Here is a 20,758-nt window from a genome sequence, read left to right on the forward strand (position 1 = left end):
GGCCTGGCTGATGTCCCCGAGGAGCATCAGGTGCCGGCCGGACTCCTCGGCCTCCTGCCCGGCGCGCGCCGCCTCCGCGGCGGCCTACTCGCGGGCCGCCACGGCCGAGGCCCACTCCTCCTCGTTCCGCCGCCGGACGGTCACGTCGTCGTAGGTCACCACCAGCCCGGCGTCGGTGAGGAACGCGTCGGCCCGGAACCACGTGTCCAGCGGGGCGAACCACGCCTCCGTGCTCCCCGACTCCCCGGTGGCGCGCACGCGCCGGTAGAGCTCGTCGAAGGGGCCGCCGACCGCCTCGGGGAACTCGGCCCAGATGTCCCGGCCGAGCAGCTGCGGGACGGTGCGGGCCAGCACGCGGGCGCCGGCCGGGTTCACGTAGCGGAACCGCCAGTCACCGTCCAGGACGAAAAGCGGCCGCTCCATGCCCTCCACCGCCCGGAGGAGCAGGCGCCCCGAGGGGCGTGCGGCGTCGTCCAGGGTCATCCCCCGCAGTGCTCCGTCCCGCCGCACGGTCGGCAGCATGAGGTCCCAGCCTGACGGGTCGGCCGTGTGAAATCAATCCGCGGGCAACCCATCTCGCCGGCCCGGACGGGGCGCCGGGGCGGGGCCACGGCCGGCGGCGCCCGTCGGGCGGGAACCGGTTTCCGCGCCCGGACGGGGTTGACCCGGCGCCGCACGGGGCACCCCATGCCCGTCGGACAGGGACTCGAGGGGGAGAGCATGGGGCGACTCGCGTGGCCGGTGCGCCCGCTGCCCGACGGACGGGGCGAGGTCTGGCGGTGGCGGCTCGCCGCACTGGCCGAGCTGCCCTCCGCCCGGGCGGCGCTGCGCAGCCGGCTCCGGGACATCGGCCTCCCGCACGACCAGGACGACCCGTCCAGCGAGCAACTCGTGCTGGCCTTCGACGAGCTCGCCTCGAACGCGCTGCGGCACGGCGAGTCGCCGGTGGTGGCGACGGTCGTGCCGGGGAGCGGCGGATGGCTGCTCGACGTGAGCGACCGGGCACCCGAGTCGATGCCGGCGCCGGTCGTCGACCGGGATCCGGCCCAGGGCGGCATGGGCCTGCAACTGGTGGCCCGGCTCTCGGTGGCCCACGGCTGGTACGTCGACGACGACTGCAAGCACGTCTGGGCCTGCCTGCCCACGAGCACCGCGGAGCGCGAGCCCGCCCTGGCCTGAGCCGGGGTGTTCCACGTGCAACCAGGACGCGAGAGACCCCCGTCGCCCGGAGGCGACGGGGGTCTCTGCGCTGTCACAACTACGGGATGACCAGGGAGAGCGCACCCTTCCCGTAGGTGGGCACCTCGATGGCCAGGTCGACCCGGTTGAACGCGGCCAGCATGCCGGCCAGGTCGCCCGGGACCTCCTCGCCCGGCGCGTAGAGCCTGTGCAGCTTCGAGTGCGGGGCGCCCGGGGTGTTGAACAGCGCGGAGAGCACGTTCACCACCTCGTGCAGCGCCTCGACCTGCATGCCGCTGAGCTCGCCGTCCTCCTCCACGGCGTCCTGGGCGCCGCCGGGGGGCAGCAGGGCCAGGGCGGAGCCGGTGTAGGCCGACGCACCCAGGTCCATCAGGCACAGGGCGTTGACGTTCATGTGCGGGTCGACGTACACGGCCACGGACACCGGGCGGTCCGGGGCCGGCGTGACCGGGTCACCCGGGGCGACGGTGACCGGCTTGCCGACCAGCCCGGTCAGCATGTCGCGGACGTCCTTGGCGGCGGGCAGCTGCACGGCGCCGGCGGGGGCGGTCATGCGATCACCCCGTCCAGGTGCTCCTTGAAGGTGTCCTCGGTGAAGGGCTTGGCGATGAGGAACAGGGCGCCGGCGTTGGCCGCCTTCTCCCGCATCTCCGGAGAGCCCTCGGAGGTCACGAACCCGAACGGCACGCTCGAGCCGGAGGAGCGCAGCGCCTGCAGGCACTCGATGCCGGTCATGTTGGGCATGTTCCAGTCGGAGAGGACCAGGTCCGGCTTCTCCGAGCCGACCTTGGCCAGCGCGTCCGCGCCGTCCTCGGCCTCCACGATGTCGTGGTCGTCGTACCCCGCCTGACGCAGGGTGCGGATGACGATCTGCCGCATGACGCGGCTGTCGTCGGCGATCAGGATCTTCACTGTGGCACCTCGTTCTCGCGAGTGGGGGAAGGGACCGGCAGTGGCGGGAGGGCGCCCTGCACGGAGATGGAGACCGGCTCGCCGCGCCACACCAGGTCGATGCGGCAGACGTCGGCCGGGTTGCGGACGACCGGGGCGTTGCCCACCTGCGGCAGGCTCAGCGCGGACGGGCCCGGGAGTGAGGCCTTGACGTTGCCGCCGACCACGTTGGCGATCTCGCCGAAGGCGTCGGCGACGTCCTCGTCGTCGAGCACGTCCGGCGCCGTCTCCCGGAGCAGCGCCCGGGAGAGCTCCTCGGCGGTGCTCCGGCCGGTGGTGAGGACGACGCTGCCGGTCCACGGGCCGACGACGTCGACCCAGCTGGACACGATGTCGACCGGCAGCCGGCCCGGCAGCGGGACGAGCACCTCGTCCTCTCCGACGAGGGCGACCCACGCCTCGCCGGCGATCGACAGGATGGTGCCCTCGTCGATCAGGTCGGTGATGACCGGGCGGACGTCGCTGGCGCGGCGACGCTCCCCCGTGTCGGTCGTGCTCACAGGGCAGCCTCCTGGGGGAGCAGGCCGAGCAGCGCGAGCTTGTCGCGGAAGGCATCGGCGGTGAACGGCTTGATCATGTACTCGTGGGCGCCGGCGGCCAGGGCACGGACGATCTGCGTGTGCTCGCTCTCCGAGGTGACCATCATCATGGTCATCCGGCGCCACGCCGGGTTGGAGCGGACGGCGGAGACGAACTGCAGCCCGTCCATGACGGGCATGTTCCAGTCGATGGTGGCGAGGTCGGGCACCCAGCCCTCGTTCAGCACGTCGAGGCCCTCGCCGCCGTGGCCGGCATCGCGGACCTCGTAGCCGAGGCCGGTGAGGATCCCGCTGACGATCCGTCGCATGGCGCGGGAGTCGTCGATCACCAAGGCGCGCATTACTTCCCCTTCAGTGGGCGGTAGGCGGAGCTGCGGCCGATGACGACCCGCTCCCACGAGTCGTCGACGCCGAGGGTGGTCTCGGCGGCGCCGAGGAAGAGCCAGCCGTCGGGCCGCATCAGGTCCCGCACACGGCGGAGGATCGACTGCTTGGTCGGCAGGTCGAAGTAGATGAGCACGTTGCGCAGGTAGACCACGTCGAACGGGCCCATCCGCGGCAGCGGGGCGGCGAGGTTGCACTCGCTGGCGTTGACCATCCGGCGGAGGTTGGCCGACACCTCCCACTCGTTCCCGGCCCGCGTGAAGTGGCGGACCAGCATCGGCGCGGGCAGCCCGCGGTTGACCTCGAGCTGGCTGAACCGGCCGGCGCGGGTGCGCTGCACCATCTCGCGGGACAGGTCGGTCGCCGAGATCGCCACCCGGGAGGCGGCGTTGGGCAGCGCGTCGTCCAGCAGCATCGCGATCGTGTACGGCTCCTGCCCGCTGGAGCAGGCGGCCGACCAGATCTGCAGCCGCTCGTTGGCGCCACGGGCGGACACCAGCGCCGGCAGCACCGTCGAGGTCAGCGCGGTGAACGGGTCGCCGTCGCGGAACCACGAGGTCTCGTTCGTGGTGAGCGCCTCGACGATCTTCCTCGTGTCGTCGGCGTTGGGACGCACCCGCACCGACTCCACCAGCTTCCCGACGTCGGCCAGGCCCATCTGCCTGGCGATCGGCAGCAGCCGGGCCTCCACGAGGTACTCCTTGCCCGGCTGGAGCACGATCGCGCTCTCCTTGCGGACGAGGTCACGGACCCAGTCGAAACTGGTCGCGGTCAGGCTCATCGACGACCTCCCACGGCCATAGCGGTTCCGGGGCGCAGGGGTGCGGTCCCGGAGAGGTGTCGCTGGATCGCCTCGGCGATCCGCTCCAGCGGAAGGACCTCGTCGGCGTAGCCGGCCTGCGCCACGGCACCGGGCATCCCCCAGACGACGGAGGTCGCCTGGTCCTGGACGACGACGGTGCCGCCGGCGTTGCGGATCTCGCCGCAGCCGTTGCGGCCGTCGGCGCCCATGCCGGTGAGCACCACGCCCAGGACGGCGCCGTCGTAGGCGGCGACGGCCGAGCGGAAGAGCGGGTCCACCGCCGGGCGGCAGAAGTTCTCCGGCGGGCCCTGGTTGAGCGAGGTCGAGAACCCGGCGCGGCCGTTGGCACGGACGACCAGGTGGTGGTCGCCGGGCGCCAGGTGCACCGTGCCGGGGGCCAGTGGGACGCCGTCGACCGCCTCGACCACGCGCAAGGGGCTGAGCCGGTCCAGTCGCTGGGCGAACTGGCGGGTGAAGACCGGGGGCATGTGCTGGGCGAGCAGGACCGGCACCGGCAGGTTCGCCGGCAGGGCGGGCAGCACCCGGGCCAGCGCCTCCGGGCCACCGGTGGAGGACCCGATCACCAGCACCGCGGGCTTCTTGCCCGGGCCGGTCCGCGGAGCGGCGGGGCGCGGCGGCGGGACGGGGGCGGCGGCGCGGGCGGACGTCGCCACCGGACGGCCGGTCAGCGCCTTGATCTTGGGGATCAGCTGCTCGCGGACGCTCTCCATCGACTGCGCCACGCTGCCGACGTTGGCCGGCTTGGTGACGTAGTCGTTGGCACCGGCCGACAGCGCGTCGAGGGTCGCGGTGGCACCGCGCTCGGTCAGCGTGCTGAACATGATGATCGGCACCCGGCTGAGTCCCCGTCCCGCCCCACCACCCCCCGCAAGCCCCCGGATGGCACGGACCGCCTCGATGCCGTTCATCTCCGGCATCTCGATGTCCATCGTGACCAGGTCGGGCTCGAGCTGGGAGAGCTTGCTCACGGCGGCCCGGCCATTGACGGCGGTGCCCACGACCTCGATCCCGGGGTCCGCGGAGAGCACGTCGGTGACGATCTTGCGGACGACGACCGAGTCGTCGACCACCATCACCTTGATCGGGTTCACGCGTCCTCCTGGCCCCTGCCCGCGTCGACCGGCAGGCTCGTTGTTCTGTATCGGCATGTCCGCGCCCGGCTTGAGCCCTTCGGCGGTACGGCACCGGACATCTCCCCGTCGGGGGAGATGGACGACGAAAGGTGCCGTGGCTGGGCGCCAGACCGGGCGGAACTGCCGGCCGACGCCCGGGACCGCAGGTGCCAGGAATGGCGGCGGAGGGGACGGCGGCGGCGAGGTCAGCGCGCTCGAGGACGCCCCAGCCGCCGCGACCACACGGGTGCGGCGGGCTGGTGCTGCCTACGATTCTCGGCGCACCGAGGCCGGAATACAGCCGACACGCAGACGGTGTGGCCCCATTTTCTGGCCGTCAGAAATTGTCGACTTCGGCGAATTCGGCGACCCGCACGACCATTGTCGACATGATCCGCCGGAATGGCGGTGAACTGCTCGGACGCGCGGCGGGGGAGGTGGACTGCCGGGCGGTCAGCCGAGTGCGTCGACCGCGCGTCCGGGGGCGCGCAGGACGGTGACGGCGTCCGCGCCGAGGAGGTCGTCGAGCACGATCGCCTGGACGCAGCCGGCGACGGCGTTCCACACGCCGGCCGCGCCGTCGTGCAGGTCGAAGCCGCCGTCGAGGAACGCCTGGACGGCGAGCAGCTGAGCCGCGGCCAGCGCGCGCGTCCGGCCCGAGACGTGGGCGCCCCAGGAGGCCTCGTGCATGGCGGTGGCCCACGGCCGGTGCGCGGCCCGGCCCTCGTCCACCGCGATCCGCCAGCGGGTCCGGCCGGCGTCGTCGAGATCGCGGACGGCGTCGAGGAAGCCGGTCAGCTCGTCGGTGGCCGGGCCCAGGCCCCAGACGGCGGGCTCGGTCAGCGGACCGGCGTCCAGCGCGCGGTCGAAGGCGGCGGTCAGCTCGCGGCGCACCAGGGGCGGCAGCACGCCGGCGGCCCAGAAGCCGACCGCGGCGTCGGCCAGGACGTCGGCGGCCTCGTCCCACCGATCGGCCTCCACGTGGCCGGAGAGCGGGTGCTCGTGCCCCAGGACGTCCTCGCGGAGCAGCCGCTCCAGCGTCGGCGCGTCACCGATCGTGCCCTGCTCCAGCTGGGCGACCAGGATGGCGGCCCGGTTGCCCTCGCCACCGCCCGCCTCCGCGGCCGAGCGCATGTGCGGCACGGCGGCCGCCATCTCGCGGGCCCGGCGGGAGCGGACGGCGCGCACGCCCCGCTGCTCGCGGTCCAGGCCGCGTGCGGGGTGAGCGGCGGCCAGGCGGGCGACGGCCGGCTCGTCCGCCCCCAGGCCGGTGAGCAGCACCTCGGCCACGGCGCGGCCCGCGGGCAGGCGGACCAGGTCGAATCCGAGGGTGGCGGCACTGACCAGCGAGTAGGGCACGACAGGGCCTCCGGGGCTCGGCGAACAGGACGTCCCATGCTGTCTGCCCTGTCCGCCGAGCGCCATGCAGTCGTCACCCGTTCGCTGGAGTGACCACCCGCCTACTGGGCGTGTCGCGTCATGCTCTGCCATCAATCCATCACGCTGCGTGATGTAACCCACCTCCGGGTGCGGACGCCGGGTGCTCGCCCCGGGAACGCGTGAGCGGCGGGGGAGGTCTCCCTCCCCCGCCGCTCCACCGCACCGCGGGTGTCCTCCGGAGGAGGACGGATCGCTACGCGCTGACGGCCTTCTGGACGTCGAGGGCGAGCAGGAGCTTCCCGTCGAGCTTGTAGGCACCCCGGATCAGGTCGCGCGACTGGCCCTCGAGGGTGTCCGGCGGAGCCTCGAAGTCACCGGCGTCGACGTCCACGACGTCGGCGATGGAGTCGACCAGCATGCTGACGGCCTCGCCGTGCAACCGGACGACGATGACGACGGGATCGGTGCCCTCCGGCCGCGGCGGGCGACCGAGCCGCTCGCGCAGCTCGATCGCGGTGACCACCTGGCCGCGGAGGTTGATCAGGCCGGCGACGGCCGTCGGTGCGAGCGGCACACGGGTGAGCTGCTGGCTGCGCAGCACCTCCTGCACGTGCTCGACCTCGATGCCGTACAGGTCGCCGTCCAGCCGGAAGGTGGCCAGCTGGCCGCTGGTCGCGGGCGCGAGAGGGCGGGTCGGAGCGGTCATGTCAGACCTCCAGCAGGGAGTCGGAGACGCCGGTCGGCGCCGAGGAGTGCGAGTAGAAGGCCGGGTCGGCGGCGAGGATCGCGGCCCGGACGTCGAGCAGCTCGGTCACCTTGTCGCCGAGGACGGCGGAGCCGAGCAGGCCCATGTCGTCGATGTCGCTGCGCACGGCAGCCTCGCCGTCGACGATGTCGAGGATCTCCTCGACGACGATGGCGACGCTGCGGCCGTGGTCGGCGTAGACGATCACCTCGAGCACCTCGCGGTCGCTCTCGCCGTAGGCACCGAGGTGCCGGTCCAGCCGGACGATCGGCAGGATCGCCCCGCGGTACTGCACGACCTCGCGGTTGCCCACCTTCTCCACCGCCTCCGTGCGGACCTGCTCCAGGCGGGTGACGGTGTCCAGCGGGATGGCCACGCGGCGGCCGCCGCCGATCGCGGCCAGCAGCATCCGCTGCCGCTCGGTCTCGGCCGCGGCGGTCTGCAGCGACGTGGTCCGGGACTCCTGGCGCTCGGCGGTCTCGGTGCGCAGGGCGCGGCGGGCCAGTGCCTGCACGTCCAGGATGAGCGCCACCGTGCCGTCGCCCAGGACCGTGGCGCCGGAGTACAGCCCGATGGACTTCAGCTGCCCGCCGACCGCCTTGACGACGATCTCCTCGGTGTTGATCACGCGGTCGACGACGAGCCCGAAGCGCCGGCCCTCGGAGCGGAGGACGGCGATGACCACGTGCCCGTCGTGCCGCTCGGAGGTCAGCCCCAGGACGTCGGTGAGCCGGACGAGGGGGAGGAGCTCACCGCGGAGTCGGTAGACCTGCGCCCCGCCGACCTCCTCGACGGCGTTCACGGCCTTCTCCGCGTCCAGGCTGACCAGCTCCTGCAGGCTGATCTGCGGGATCGCGTAGCGGTCGGCGGCGCACTCGACGGTCAGCGCCGGGACGATCGCCAGCGTCAGGGGGATGCGCAGGCGGCAGACGGTGCCCACGCCCGGCTCGGACTCGACCTCGATCGTGCCGCCGATGGACTCGATGTTCGTCTTGACGACGTCCATCCCGACGCCGCGGCCGGAGACGTTCGTGACCGCCGCGGCGGTGGAGAAGCCCGGCAGGAAGATCAGCTGGAGGATGTCCGCGGGGCTCATCCGGGCCAGCGCGTCCTGGGTGAGCAGGCCGCGCTGCACGGCCCGGGCGCCGAGCTTCACCGGGTCGATCCCGGCGCCGTCGTCGGCCACCTCGACCACGACCTGGCCGCTCTCGTGCCGGGCGCGCAGGGTCAGGACGCCCTCGGCCGCCTTGCCGGCCTTCTTGCGCGCGTCCGGCGCCTCGATGCCGTGGTCGACGGAGTTGCGGACCAGGTGGGTCAGCGGGTCCTTGACCGCCTCGAGCAGCGTCTTGTCGAGCTCGGTGTCCTTGCCCTCCATCTCCAGGCGGACGTTCTTGCCGCACTGGATGCCGAGGTCGCGGACGACGCGGGGCAGCTTGGACCAGATGTGGTCGATGGGCTGCATGCGCGTCTTCATGACGCCCTCCTGCAGCTCGCTGGCGATGAGGTTCAGCCGCTGCGAGGCGCGCACCAGGTCGGTGTCGGTCGAGCGGCCGACGTACTGGACGATCTGGTTGCGGGTCAGCACCAGCTCACCGACGAGCAGCATCAGCTCGTCGAGCAGGTCGACGTCGACCCGGATGGTGCTGTCGGCGACGGCTCGGCGGACCTGGCCACCGGCGGCGTCGGCCGGGACGGCCTCCCCCTCGGGGTGGTGGTCTGCGGCGGCGGGCTCGGGCACCGGGTGCTCCTCGACGGCGGGGGCCGCGGTCAGCGGCTCGTCGGACAGGTCGTCCAGCAGGTCGTCCTGCGGGACGTCGTGCAGTTCCTCGACCGGAGCGGGGGCGGGCTTGGCGCGGGGTGCCCGCTTGGCCGGCGCCTTGGCGGCAGCGGGCGCCTTGGCCGGCGCCTTGCGGGCAGCCGGCTTCGCGGCCGCCTCGGCCGGCGCCTTGCGGGCAGCCGGCTTCGCGGCCGCCTCGGCCGGGGCCTCGGCCACCGGAGCCGGGGCCGGAGCCGGGGCCGGGGCCGGGGCCGGGGCGGCCGGCCCGTCCTCCATGGCGGCGCTGATGGCGGCTACGACGGCGGAGACGTCCACGGAGGCCTCGCCGCCGGTGGCCTCGATGGAGGTCAGCAGGGAACGGACCGTGTCCACCATCAGCAGCAGCACGCTCGTGCGCGCCGGCGTCAGCGCCAGCTCGCCGTCGCGCAGCCGGGACAGCATGTTCTCGCCGACGTGCGTGACCTCCTCCAGCCGGTTGAAGGCGAGGAAGCCGCTGGTGCCCTTGATGGTGTGGATGGTCCGGAAGATGCTGGACAGCCGCTCGCGGGAATCGGGCTCCTGCTCGAGCGCGACCAGGTCGGTGTCGAGCTGGTCGAGGTTCTCGTGGCTCTCGACGAGGAATTCCTCGACGATGTCGTCCAGACCGTCCACTGGTGCCTTCTCTCTGATCGGCGGGGCGCAGTCGGCCCCGCTGGGTCATCGGCGGGCCGCCGGCGGACTCAAGGTGAATCCGCCGGCGGCAGCCGCCAGGGGTGTTATCGGCAGTTCGTCGCCTCTGACCGACCATTCGGCGCGGGGACGCCGCGCCGGTCAGTAGGTGAAGCGGCCCACCGTGGTGCGCAGGCCGGCGGCCATCCGCGACAGCTCGTCGACCGCGGTGCGGGTCTGGGTCAGCGCCTGGGTCGTGGAGTCCGCGGCGGTGGAGACCCCGGAGATGTTCTCCGCGATCTGCGTCGTCCCACCGGCGGCCTCCTGCACCGACCGCGACATCTCGTTCGTCGTCGCCGTCTGCTCCTCCACCGCCGAGGCGATGGTCGTCTGCCGGTCGGAGATCTGGGCCACGATCGAGGAGATCTCCCCGATCGCCGCCACCGCCGCGGTCGTGTCGCCCTGGATCGCCAGCACCCGCCGCGCGATGTCCTCGGTCGCCTTCGCCGTCTCCTGCGCCAGCTCCTTCACCTCGTTGGCCACGACGGCGAAGCCCTTGCCGGCCTCGCCGGCGCGGGCGGCCTCGATGGTGGCGTTCAGCGCCAGCAGGTTCGTCTGCTCCGCGATCGAGGTGATCACCTTGACGACGTTGCCGATCTCGGCCGAGGACTCCCCCAGCTTCGCCACCGTCGCCGTCGTCGTCTCCGCCGCCGTCACCGCACGCGCCGCCACCTCGCTGGCCTCCGCCGCGTTCGTCGCGATCTCCCGGATCGAGGCACCCATCTGCTCCGCACCCGCCGCCACCGTCTGCACGCTGCGCGACACCTCCTCCGCCGCGCCGGAGACCACACCGGACTGCGCCGAGGTCTCCTCCGCCGACGCCGAGATCTGCGCCGACGACGCCGACAGCTCCTCGCTGCTGGCCGCCACCGCATCCGCCGAGGCGGCGACCTCGCCCAGGACCCCGCGGAGCGTGCCCATGGCCTCGTCGAGCGCCCGGCCCATCCGGCCGAGCTCGTCGCGGGACGTGAGGTCGCTCGTCCTCGTCAGGTCCCCGGCGGCCAGGCCGGCCGCGGCGTCCTGGACCTTCCGGGCAGCGCGGGCGATACCGGTCGCCACGCCGAGGCCGAGGCCGGCGGCGAGCGCGATCCCGACGATCATCGCGACGATCGCGATCGTCCGTTCCCACTCGTAGCTGTCCCGGACGGCGTCGGCGGCCGCGGCGGCCTCGGTCATCTCCATCTCGCGCAGGATCTGGATGTCCTCGCCCATCTCCGCGGCGATCGGCACGCCCTGCCGCTCGTTCGCCGCCGCCCAGCCCGCGACGTCGTCGGCCGCGGCGAGCGGAGCCAGCACCTGCTCCTGGAACGCGACGTACTCCTGGATGTCCACCGCCAGCTCCTCCGCCAGCGCGAGCTTCTCCCGGTTGTCGGTGCCGGCGGCGTACTCCACCAGCGTCGCGTCGAACCGGTCGCGGTGGCCCTGCACCTTGGCGGCGTGGGCCTGGAGCTCCTGGGGGGTCTGGGCGATGAGCATGTCGCGGGTCCCGACGCGCATGTCGCTGAGCGTGGCGTCCAGCTCGGCGGCGGCGACCGCTCCCTGCAGGTTGTTGCCGTACAGCTGGTCGGCCTGGTCGGCCGCCCCGCTCATGCCGACGATCCCGAGCACCCCGAGGCCCACCGCGACGGCCGCGCTGACCGAGACGGCGCCGAGCACCTTGGTCTTGACGGAGAGGTCGGCCAGCCGGGACATGGGGGACCGGCCGGGGGCGGCGGTCGGCCGGCCCGCCGGTCGGCGGACCGGGGTGACGGCCGTGCGGGCAACTGCGGTCATGGTGGTGCTCCAGGGAGAAAGGGGTTGGCAGGCGCCGGATTGGCCGGGCGAAGGTCGCCGGGCCCGGTGCGGGGCGGTACGCACCAGAAGGTAGGGCGCGGCGGACCGGAAAAGTACGGAATTGCCGGCGTGTCCCGATGGAGCGACAACATTGATCGGCGACCGCATTTCCGGTGTCGACTTGACGGCAGTTGCGGTACGCCGACCGGCCCGCACCGCATTCCGGGAACAATGGCGGCGGAACGCACGAAGGCGTGGTGACCGGGATTCCGGTCACCACGCCTTCGCGTGGACGTGCAGCGGCGTGGATCAGTAGGTGAAGCGGCCCACCCCTGCGCGCAGGTCCGCGGCCATGCGTGACAGCTCCTCGACGGCGGTGCGGGTCTGCCCCAGCGCCTGGTTCGTCGCATCGGCCGCGCCCGAGACGTTGCTGATGTTCGCGGCGATCTGCCCGGTGCCGCCGGCGGCCTCCTGCACCGACCGCGACATCTCGTTCGTCGTCGCCGTCTGCTCCTCCACCGCCGAGGCGATGGTGGTCTGCCGGTCGGAGATCTGGGCCACGATCGAGGAGATCTCCTCGATCGCCGCCACCGCCGCGGTGGTGTCGCCCTGGATCGCCAGCACCCGCTTGGCGATGTCCTCGGTGGCCTTCGCCGTCTCCTGCGCCAGCTCCTTGACCTCGTTGGCCACCACCGCGAAGCCCTTGCCCGCCTCACCGGCCCGCGCGGCCTCGATCGTGGCGTTCAGCGCCAGCAGGTTCGTCTGCTCCGCGATGGACGTGATCACCTTGACGACGTTGCCGATCTCGGCCGAGGACTCGCCCAGCTTGGCCACCGTGGCGGTGGTCGTCTCCGCCGCGGTCACCGCCCGCGCGGCCACCTCGGAAGCCTCGGCCGCGTTGCTGGCGATCTCCCGGATCGACGCACCCATCTGCTCGGCACCGGCGGCGACGGTCTGCACGTTCCGGGACACCTCCTCCGCCGCACCGGCGACCACACCGGACTGCGCACTGGTCTCCTCCGCCGACGCCGAGATCTGCGCCGAGTTGGCCGAGAGCTGCTGCGACGACGCGGCGACCGCGTCGGCCGACGCGACGACGGAGGCCATGACCTCGCGCAGACTCTCCTGGGCGACGTCGAGGGCTGCGGCCATGCCACCGATCTCGTCGGACTGCTCGATGCCGGTCGTCCGCGTGGTCGCCCTCGGCGAGCCCCTGGATGACGTGCTGGACCTTGAGGAGGCGGCGCCGGATCCCGCGGGCGACGACGTAGCCCACCGTCAGGGCGAGGGTCGCACCGACGGCGAGGACGGTGATGAGCAGGGTCCGGGCGTCGCTGCTGGTGTCGGTGACCGCGGCCGCGGAGTCGCGGGCCTCGGTGATCTCGGAGTCGAGGAGCTGACCGATCCCGCCGGTGACTGCCGCCATGATCTTCTGCGCCTCGGCGTACTTGGCACCGGCCGTGGCGGCGTCGCCGGCGCTGTAGGCCTGGTGGGTCTCGGCCTGCACCTGGGTCCAGGTGTCGTAGTCCGCGAGCGCCTGCTCGGCCAGAGCCTGCTGGTCGGCGGTCGGTTCCGTGTCCAGGTACCCGTCGCCGGCTGCGGAGAAGGCCTCGGCGGCCGCGAGCGCGCCGTCGGCCCACGCCTTCGCGTTCTCCGGGCTGATCCTCGGCAGCAGCCCGGCGGTCTGGTTGAGCTGGAGGGTGAGCAGCTGCGACCGCATCTCCTCCGCCTGCACGAGGGCCTGGGTGCTCTGCCGGTAGTTGGCCTCGGCCTTGTCGGCCGCATCGCCCAGGGAGACGGCGCCGACGGTCCCGACGGCGACGCCGGCCAGGACCGCGACGGAGACGGAGGCGAGGATCTTGCCCGAGACCGACATTCCGCCGATCGCACGGCGCACAGGTATTGCCACAGGACTTGTCCGTTCTGGAGGGTGATCGGAATGGTTTCCCGGCGGCGTGTCCCGGCGGGCGCTGAACGGGGAGCCGTTCACTCGCAACGAGAAGTTACGAGGCGGGAGTCGCGCTGTCGAACATTGTCCGCGTGTCGCACGAAGTTGTTCCGCAACAATTCGGGCACGGAGTTGACGAGTCGATAATTGCTTTTCGACGACCGGATCCGCGATGTCGACACGGTGCTGCCGAGCGAGGCGGCCATCCGGCCCAGCTCGTCACCCGAGCGCACCTCCGGCGTCACGGTCAGGTCGCCGGCCGCGAGAGCGTCCACCGACTTCTGCACCGAGCGCACGGTGGCGACGATCTGCCGCACGACGAGGACCGCCAGCACCGCGGCGGCCCCGATGCCGATCGCCAGGGCGATCCACAGGGTGTAGCGCGCCGACGTGGCGAGGTCCTGGCCGGCTGCGGCGTCGGCCTCCGCATCGGCGGCCTGGCGCTCCTGCTCCGCGCCGAAGGCGTCGGACAGGGCGCGCCCCGTCTCGGCCAGCGGCCCGGTGACGATGCCCTGCACGACATCCCTGTTCCCGGCGTCGGCCGGGGGTACAGCTGCTGGTCGACGACAGCGAAGTAGGCGTCGATCGCCTCCTGCATCGGCGCGAAGCCGGCCGGGTCGTTCAGCGTGGCGACGTAGGCGTCGATCTGCTCGCCGAACTCCACCCGGCGCTCGGCCAGGTCGACCCGCAGCTCGGCGCGCGTGGCTCCGTCGATGAAGCCGTACATGTTGTTGCGCGCGCGCTCGCCCTGCCAGGTGCGCTGCGCCTCGCCGAGCTTGTTGAGCGGGACGATCGAGTCCTCGTACAAGGTGTCCCCGCGTCGGCCAGCGTGTCGATCCGCTGGATGGCCAGCGCCGTCAGCCCGAAGGCGACGATGGCCAGCACCGCGAGGGCGGCGCCGATCTTCGCGCCGACCGGGCGGTCGGTGAACCAGCCCGCCCGTCCGGAGCGGGTGGTGCGTGCAGGGACAGTCATCGTGGTTCTCCAGGAAAGTGACTCGTACGAGCGGATCGGGACGGCGTCGCGTCCACGTCGACGCTTCTCGTCCCCACATCCATCGCGCGTCTCGGGCGCGACGGGCAGAAAGGTGGGGCACGTCCGAATCCGGATCGTCCGGATTTCAAGCGTGTCGGATCCGGCCCGGAAGATCGGTCGGTGACCGTGTCGCGGCCGTCGACATGCCGCCATTCCGGCCGGCGTCACCTGCAGAAATGCGGAACGCCGGTGGCGACCGGGGAACGGTCACCACCGGCGTTCCGGCGGATGTGCAGGCGCGATCAGTAGACGAAGTTCCCCACGGTGGTGCGGAGGTCCGCCGCCATCCGCGACAGCTCGTCGACGGCGATGCGGGTCTGGGTGAGCGCCTGGGTCGTGGAGTCCGCGGCGCCGGAGACCCCGGAGATGTTCTCCGCGATCTGCGTCGTCCCACCGGCGGCCTCCTGCACCGACCGCGACATCTCGCTGGTGGTGGCCGTCTGCTCCTCCACCGCCGAGGCGATGGTGGTCTGCCGGTCGGAGATCTGGGCCACGATCGAGGAGATCTCCTCGATCGCCGCCACCGCCGCGGTGGTGTCGCCCTGGATCGCCAGCACCCGCTTGGCGATGTCCTCGGTCGCCTTCGCCGTCTCCTGCGCCAGCTCCTTGACCTCGTTGGCCACCACCGCGAAGCCCTTGCCCGCCTCACCGGCCCGCGCGGCCTCGATCGTGGCGTTCAGCGCCAGCAGGTTCGTCTGCTCCGCGATCGAGGTGATCACCTTGACGACGTTGCCGATCTCGGCCGAGGACTCGCCCAGCTTGGCCACCGTGGCGGTGGTCGTCTCCGCCGCGGTCACCGCCCGCGCGGCCACCTCGGAAGCCTCGGCGCGTTGCTGGCGATCTCCCGGATCGACGCACCCATCTGCTCCGCGCCCGCGGCGACGGTCTCCACGCTGCGCGACACCTCCTCCGCCGCACCGGCGACCACACCGGACTGCGCACTGGTCTCCTCCGCCGACGCCGAGATCTGCGCCGAGTTGGCCGAGAGCTCCTCCGACGACGCGGCCACCGCGCTCGCCGAGTCGGCGACGCTGCTCAGGACCTCGCGCAGGCTGGCCTGCGCCGCGTCCAGGGACGCCGCCATCTGGCCGACCTCGTCGCGCGACGTGACGCCGGTGGCGACGGTCAGGTCGCCCTTCGCGAGGGCCTCGAGGGACTGCTTGACCAGCTGGACCGGCCGGGTGACCGAGCGCATGGTCAGCCAGCCCACGAGCCCCATGACCACCACGGCGGCGAGCGCGATGAGCAGGCTCTGGGTCTGGGAGCGCGTGATGCTGTCGGTGAGCGCCTGCTCGGCCGCGATGCTCTCGCCGATCAGCGCGTCCTTGGCGGCGCCCACCGCACCGTCGGTGATGTCGTTGGCCGTCTGGATCTCCTCCCAGCGCAGCAGCATGCCCGCCTGGTCGGCCACGGCGGAGTTGATGAACTGCTCGATCGCCTGGGTGTAGGGCCCGAAGCTGTCGAGGACCCCGGCGACGGCCGCGGCGCTCTCGCCGGTCAGCTCCACGGTCCGCAGCTCGGCCAGCAGCTCCTCGGCGGTGGCGATGTCGCCGGCGAGCTCCTCCAGCTGCACGGCGGGGTCGGGGCGGACGAGAGCCTTGTAGGCGTCCACCTTGAGCTCGCTGGCCCGGGTGTCGAGCGCGAGGACGACCGCCTCGGCCTTGTTGAGGTCACCGCTGTGGGCGTTGATGTCCTGGACGTCGGCGTTGCCGACCATCATCGACCCGAGGATCCCCCCGCAGCCGACCACGACCGTGCCGATCAGGAGGCCGAACTTCACGGCGATGGGTCGGTCGGCGAACCAACCAGCACGACGCGGCGCACCGGGGGAGGGGGCAGCTGAGCTCACGGAGAACCGTCCAAGGGGAGTGGCATGTGCGCCAGGTGTGACGACGCGATCATTGTGGTCACTCCACCGAACCATTTCGCGCGCACCCGTCCCCGCATTCCCCAATTGTGACCGGGACAGCGGGTCGGCTCATCCGGATCCGCCATTTGTCGACACGGCGGAATGGTCGTCGGCCGTGCGGTGGAGTTGGATGCTGGCCGAACAGCGTGCGGAGCCCCCGGTGTCGACAACGGCGGGGCGATGACCCGCAGCCGGCCCGCAGGTCGCCCCAGGGCCGTGCCGGACACGCCGGGTGGTGGGGTCAGCCCAGCCGGTCGGCGAGTGTGCGGAGCAGGACCACGACGTCCTCGGGCGCGTCGACGCGGAAGCGGGCCGCGGTCTCGCCCTCGCCCACCTTGACCGTCACGTCGCCGGGGCCCAGGGCCCGGAACCCGTCCTCGTCGGTCACGTCGTCACCCAGGTACACGGCCGCCGCGACGCCGAGGTCGGCGACCAGCCGGCGCAGCGCGCCGCCCTTGTCGGCATCGATGACGGCCAGCTCCAGCACGTCCTTGCCGGGTTTCATCGTCAGTGACGGATCCGCCAGCTCCCGGGCCTGTGCCAGCAGGGCGGCGGCACGGTCGCGGTCCTCGACCTGCCGGACGTGGACGGCGACACTGGCCGGCTTCACCTCCAGCCGCGCACCGGGCGTGGCGGTGACCAGCGGTTCGAGGGTCCGGGCGAGGTCGTCCCGCCGTCCGGCCAGGTCCCCCGCCAGCGGCCCGTCGTACTCGGCCCCGTGGCTCCCGACCCACCGGAAGGACCCGGTGAGCCCGCTGGTCCGCCGCAGGTCGTCGACCCCGCGGCCACTGACCAGCGCCACGGTGACCCCGTCGGCGGCGGCCAGCCGGCCGAGGACCTCGGCCACACCCGGCTCGGGGACGGCTGCCGCGGGATCGTCGCGCAGCCGGGCGAGGACGCCGTCGTAGTCACTGGCCACGAGCAGCGGCCGGCGGCCCGCCACGGCCGCCAGCGCGTCGTCGAGCGCGGGGGAGGGGGTCACGCCTCCCTCCGGAGCGCCTCGAAGAACGAGCTGGCCCAGTGCTCCAGGTCGTTCTTGAACAGGTGCCGCCGCATGGCCCGCATCCGGCGCGCCGCCTCCTGCGGCTCGGCGCGCAGCGCCCGCACGAGCTGGGTCTTCACCCCGGCGATGTCGTGCGGGTTGACCAGGAAGGCCTGCTTGAGCTCGGCGGCGGCGCCGGCGAACTCCGACAGCACGAGGGCGCCACCGAGATCGCCCCGCGCGGCGACGTACTCCTTGGCGACCAGGTTCATGCCGTCCCGGTACGGCGTCACGAGCATGACGTCGGCGGCGCGGTACAGCGCGGCCAGCTCCTCCCGCGGCATCGACTGGTTGAAGTAGTGCACGGCGGGCCCGGCGATCGACCCGTACACGCCGTTGATGTGCCCGACCTGCTGCTCGATGGTCTCGCGCATGTGCACGTAGTGCTCGACCCGCTCACGGCTCGGGGTGGCCACCTGCACCAGCACGGTGTCGGGTGCCTCCAGGGCGCCGTCCTCGAGCAGCTCCTCGAAGGCGGCGAGCCGGACGCCGATGCCCTTCGTGTAGTCCAGCCGGTCGACACCGAGGATGATCTTGGCCGGGCTGCCGAGCTCCTTGCGGATCTCCTCGGCGCGGGCGAGCACCTCCGGCGACCGGGCGAGCTGGTCGAAGGCCTCGACGTCGATGGAGATCGGGAAGGCCCGCGCGGTGACCACCCGGCCGTCGTACTCGATCTGGTTCTTGCGGCAGCTGAGGTCGTGCAGCCGTCGGGCGAGCTGGACGAAGTTCGCCGCGGCGGACGGCCGCTGGAAGCCGACCAGGTCGGCGCCGAGCAGGCCCTCCACGACCGCCGAGCGCCAGGGCAGCTGGGTGAACAGCTCGTAGGGCGGGAACGGGATGTGCAGGAAGAAGCCGATGGTCAGGTCGGGGCGCGCCTGCCGCAGCATCGCCGGCACCAGCTGCAACTGGTAGTCGTGCACCCAGACGATCGCGTTCTCGGCGGCCACCGCCGCGGCGCGCTCGGCGAACCGCTTGTTGACCTGCACGTAGGTGTCCCACCAGTGCCGGTGGTACTCCGGTTTCTCGACCACGTCGTGGTACAGCGGCCACAGGGAGGCGTTCGACATGCCCTCGTAGTAGCGGTCGACCTCCTCCTCGGAGAGCGGCACCGGGATGAGCGACATGCCACCGGACTCGAAGGGCTCCGGGGCCTCGCCCGCGGACCCCGACCAGCCCACCCAGGCGCCACCGCGCCCGGCGACGAACGGCTCCAGCGCGGTGACCAGACCGCCGGGGCTGCGCTGCCAGCGGGTGCTGCCGTCCGGGTCGGTGACCTGGTCGACCGGGAGGCGATTGGCGACCACGACCACGGGGCTGTCCGCCCCGACCTCGTTCTCCGTGTTCTCGGTCATACCGCCACTGACCCTAGCGACCGGGTCGAGCCCCCGCTCCCCGGGTGGGGCGCGGGTACCCCCTGGGGGTGGTTCGGGGAGCGTGTGGCGTCACAGCCCGCGGGCGGTCAGGTAGGCGCCCGCAGCGGCGCCCAGGCCCAGCACCAGGGTCGCGCCGAGGTACGCCAGCGGCCGCGCGAGCGCGCCGTCGGCCCGCAGCCGGACGACGTCGGCACCGAACGTGGAGAACGTGGTGAGAGCACCGCAGAACCCGGTGCCCACCAGCACCACGACGCCGGCCGGGACGTCGGCCAGGCCCAGCAGCAGACCGAGCACCGCGCTCCCCGCCACGTTGACCACCAGCGTCCCCGGGGCCGGGTCGCGCCCACCCCGGCCCGCGACCCGTGTGGCCAGCAGGCGCAGCGGCGCACCCACCGCGGCGCCCAGGGCCACCAGCAGCGGCGTCACCGGGCCGGCCGCCCGCCCGGTCGGCGGGCCACCCGCGCACCCAGGACGACGGCGGCGACGCCCCCGACGACCGAGGCGAGCACGTAACCCACGGCGAGGACCGGGAACCCGCCGTCGACCAGCCCGACCACCTCCACGGCGAACGTCGAGTACGTCGTGAACCCGCCCAGGACCCCCACGCCGAGGAACGGCCGCACCCAAGGTGGCTCGGGGGACCGGGCGGCCAGGGCGGCGAGCAGCGCGCCGAGCAGGAAGCAGCCGGTCAGGTTGACCAGCAGGGTGGCCCACGGCCAGCCCCCGGGGGAGGAGGGCACCACCACGGCCAGCGCCCACCGCGCCAGGGAGCCCAGCGCACCCCCCACGGCCGCCAGCAGGTACGCCATGTGACCTGGCTCTCCCTCCGGATCCGGGGTCGGGCAGCATGCCCCCGGGAGGGTCGCACGTCCGCGGCCCGGGGCAGAGGAGGACGCCGTGGGGCCGCTCGAGGGTGTGCGGGTCGTCGAGTTCGCCGGGCTGGGTCCGGGCCCGTTCTGCGGGATGCTGCTGGCCGACCTGGGCGCCGACGTCGTCCGCATCGACCGGAAGGGCGCCCGCGGAGGGCTGCTCGGCTCGCTCGGCGCCACCTCGCTGCTCGACCGCGGCAAGCGCTCGATCGCCCTGGATCTCAAGGACCCGGCCGACGTCGAGGTGGTGCGGGCCCTCGTCCGGCGGTCCGAGGTCCTGCTGGAGGGGTTCAGGCCCGGCGTCATGGAGCGGCTGGGGCTGGGCCCCGCGGAGCTGACGGCGGAGAACCCCGCGCTGGTCTACGGCCGGATGACCGGCTGGGGGCAGACCGGCCCGCTGGCGTCCTCCGCCGGCCACGACATCGGCTACATCGCGCTGACCGGCGCGCTGGGGGCCAGCGGGCGGCCGGACGAGCGGCCGGCGCCGCCGCTGAACCTGCTGGGCGACTTCGGCGGCGGGGGAGTGTTCCTCGCCCTCGGCGCGCTCGCCGCCCTCCTGCACGCCCGCAGCACCGGCCGCGGTCAGGTGGTGGACGCCGCGATCGTCGACGGCACCGCCGTCCTGACCACGATGATCCACGGCATGCTCGACGCCGGTGTCTGGACCGACCGCCGCGGCCGCAACCTGCTCGACACCGGCGCGCCGTTCTACGACGTCTACCGCTGTGCGGACGGGCAGTTCCTCGCCGTCGGGGCGCTCGAGGAGCAGTTCTACGCGGCGTTGCTGGCCGGGCTCGAGCTGGCCGGCGACGAGTCGCTGCCCGACCGGGCCGACCCCCGCCAGTGGCCGGCGCTGCGCGAGCGGTTCACGGAGGTGTTCGCCTCCCGCACCCGTGCGGAGTGGTGGCAGGTGTTCGCGGGCACCGACGCCTGCGTGGCGCCCGTCTGGTCGCTGCTGGAGGCGACGACGGACGAGCACAACCGCGAGCGCCGCGTCTTCGTCGAGGTCGACGGGACGCTGCAGCCCGCCGTCGCCCCGCGCTTCTCCGCGACCCCGGGCGCCGTCGGCCAGGTCCCGGCTCCTGGCCAGCACAGCGACGAGATCCGCGCCGAGCTCGGCCTCTGACCGGCGTCCTCCCTCACCGGGCGGCGTCCTCCCTCACCGCCGACCGCGAGGGAGGACGCGCCAT

General features: G+C 73.1%; 18 protein-coding genes and 2 pseudogenes. 2 read left to right on the top strand and 18 right to left on the bottom strand.

Annotation, left to right across the window (positions count from 1 at the left end; translation table 11 throughout):
* Positions 1-84 precede the first annotated feature (84 nt).
* Positions 85-522, bottom strand: coding sequence for a PAS domain-containing protein (locus ABDB74_RS20185; RefSeq protein WP_346620695.1), 438 nt, complete (start codon positions 520-522; stop codon positions 85-87).
* Between the two features lie 198 nt (positions 523-720).
* Between ABDB74_RS20185 and ABDB74_RS20190 the strand changes: the two genes are divergently transcribed.
* Positions 721-1,179: an ATP-binding protein gene (locus ABDB74_RS20190; RefSeq protein ID WP_346620696.1), complete on the top strand. Its 459-nt coding sequence runs from the start codon at positions 721-723 to the stop codon at positions 1,177-1,179.
* Positions 1,180-1,258: 79 nt separating this feature from the next.
* Here ABDB74_RS20190 and ABDB74_RS20195 read toward each other — a convergent pair whose 3' ends face one another.
* From ABDB74_RS20195 to crcB, 17 genes and pseudogenes are all read right to left on the bottom strand, one after another.
* The gene (locus ABDB74_RS20195) at positions 1,259-1,753 is read right to left on the bottom strand and encodes a hypothetical protein (protein ID WP_346620697.1); all 495 of its coding nucleotides are present in this window, start codon (positions 1,751-1,753) and stop codon (positions 1,259-1,261) included.
* Positions 1,750-2,112: a response regulator gene (locus tag ABDB74_RS20200; RefSeq protein ID WP_346620698.1), complete on the bottom strand. Its 363-nt coding sequence runs from the start codon at positions 2,110-2,112 to the stop codon at positions 1,750-1,752. The genes ABDB74_RS20195 and ABDB74_RS20200 overlap by 4 nt, the downstream gene beginning before the upstream one ends.
* The gene (locus ABDB74_RS20205; RefSeq protein ID WP_346620699.1) at positions 2,109-2,651 is read right to left on the bottom strand and encodes a chemotaxis protein CheX; all 543 of its coding nucleotides are present in this window, start codon (positions 2,649-2,651) and stop codon (positions 2,109-2,111) included. Before ABDB74_RS20205 ends, ABDB74_RS20200 begins: the two co-directional genes overlap by 4 nt.
* On the bottom strand, positions 2,648-3,031 hold the full coding sequence (locus ABDB74_RS20210) for a response regulator (RefSeq protein WP_346620701.1): 384 nt from the start codon (positions 3,029-3,031) through the stop codon (positions 2,648-2,650). Before ABDB74_RS20210 ends, ABDB74_RS20205 begins: the two co-directional genes overlap by 4 nt.
* A complete protein-coding gene (locus ABDB74_RS20215; protein ID WP_346620702.1) occupies positions 3,031-3,855 on the bottom strand; it encodes a protein-glutamate O-methyltransferase CheR in 825 nt (274 codons plus the stop codon). The genes ABDB74_RS20210 and ABDB74_RS20215 overlap by 1 nt, the downstream gene beginning before the upstream one ends.
* Positions 3,852-4,988, bottom strand: coding sequence for a chemotaxis response regulator protein-glutamate methylesterase (locus ABDB74_RS20220; RefSeq protein WP_346620704.1), 1,137 nt, complete (start codon positions 4,986-4,988; stop codon positions 3,852-3,854). The genes ABDB74_RS20215 and ABDB74_RS20220 overlap by 4 nt, the downstream gene beginning before the upstream one ends.
* Before the next feature lie 474 nt (positions 4,989-5,462).
* Positions 5,463-6,368, bottom strand: a complete 906-nt coding sequence (locus tag ABDB74_RS20225) for a hypothetical protein (RefSeq protein WP_346620706.1) — start codon at positions 6,366-6,368, stop codon at positions 5,463-5,465.
* A gap of 274 nt (positions 6,369-6,642) precedes the next feature.
* On the bottom strand, positions 6,643-7,095 hold the full coding sequence (locus ABDB74_RS20230; RefSeq protein WP_346620708.1) for a chemotaxis protein CheW: 453 nt from the start codon (positions 7,093-7,095) through the stop codon (positions 6,643-6,645).
* Position 7,096: 1 nt separating this feature from the next.
* Positions 7,097-9,562: a chemotaxis protein CheW gene (locus tag ABDB74_RS20235; protein WP_346620709.1), complete on the bottom strand. Its 2,466-nt coding sequence runs from the start codon at positions 9,560-9,562 to the stop codon at positions 7,097-7,099.
* A gap of 159 nt (positions 9,563-9,721) precedes the next feature.
* Entirely contained in the window at positions 9,722-11,392 is a 1,671-nt protein-coding gene (locus tag ABDB74_RS20240) for a methyl-accepting chemotaxis protein (protein ID WP_346620710.1), read from the bottom strand.
* A gap of 309 nt (positions 11,393-11,701) precedes the next feature.
* Positions 11,702-13,268, bottom strand: a pseudogene (locus tag ABDB74_RS20765) (methyl-accepting chemotaxis protein).
* Between the two features lie 110 nt (positions 13,269-13,378).
* Entirely contained in the window at positions 13,379-13,858 is a 480-nt protein-coding gene (locus ABDB74_RS20255; protein ID WP_346620712.1) for a HAMP domain-containing protein, read from the bottom strand.
* Between the two features lie 759 nt (positions 13,859-14,617).
* Positions 14,618-15,531, bottom strand: a pseudogene (locus ABDB74_RS20770) (methyl-accepting chemotaxis protein); the annotation flags it as partial.
* A gap of 994 nt (positions 15,532-16,525) precedes the next feature.
* On the bottom strand, positions 16,526-17,266 hold the full coding sequence (gene otsB / locus ABDB74_RS20270) for a trehalose-phosphatase (RefSeq protein ID WP_346620717.1): 741 nt from the start codon (positions 17,264-17,266) through the stop codon (positions 16,526-16,528).
* On the bottom strand, positions 17,263-18,678 hold the full coding sequence (locus ABDB74_RS20275) for a trehalose-6-phosphate synthase (protein ID WP_346620719.1): 1,416 nt from the start codon (positions 18,676-18,678) through the stop codon (positions 17,263-17,265). Before ABDB74_RS20275 ends, otsB begins: the two co-directional genes overlap by 4 nt.
* A 90-nt stretch (positions 18,679-18,768) precedes the next feature.
* The gene (locus tag ABDB74_RS20280) at positions 18,769-19,125 is read right to left on the bottom strand and encodes a CrcB family protein (RefSeq protein ID WP_346620720.1); all 357 of its coding nucleotides are present in this window, start codon (positions 19,123-19,125) and stop codon (positions 18,769-18,771) included.
* A complete protein-coding gene (gene crcB / locus ABDB74_RS20285) occupies positions 19,122-19,508 on the bottom strand; it encodes a fluoride efflux transporter CrcB (protein ID WP_346620721.1) in 387 nt (128 codons plus the stop codon). The genes ABDB74_RS20280 and crcB overlap by 4 nt, the downstream gene beginning before the upstream one ends.
* 88 nt (positions 19,509-19,596) lie before the next feature.
* Between crcB and ABDB74_RS20290 the strand changes: the two genes are divergently transcribed.
* Positions 19,597-20,694, top strand: a complete 1,098-nt coding sequence (locus ABDB74_RS20290; RefSeq protein ID WP_346620723.1) for a CaiB/BaiF CoA-transferase family protein — start codon at positions 19,597-19,599, stop codon at positions 20,692-20,694.
* The last annotated feature ends 64 nt before the right edge of the window (positions 20,695-20,758 follow it).

Source organism: Blastococcus sp. HT6-4 (assembly GCF_039679125.1).
Taxonomy (GTDB): domain Bacteria; phylum Actinomycetota; class Actinomycetes; order Mycobacteriales; family Geodermatophilaceae; genus Blastococcus; species Blastococcus montanus.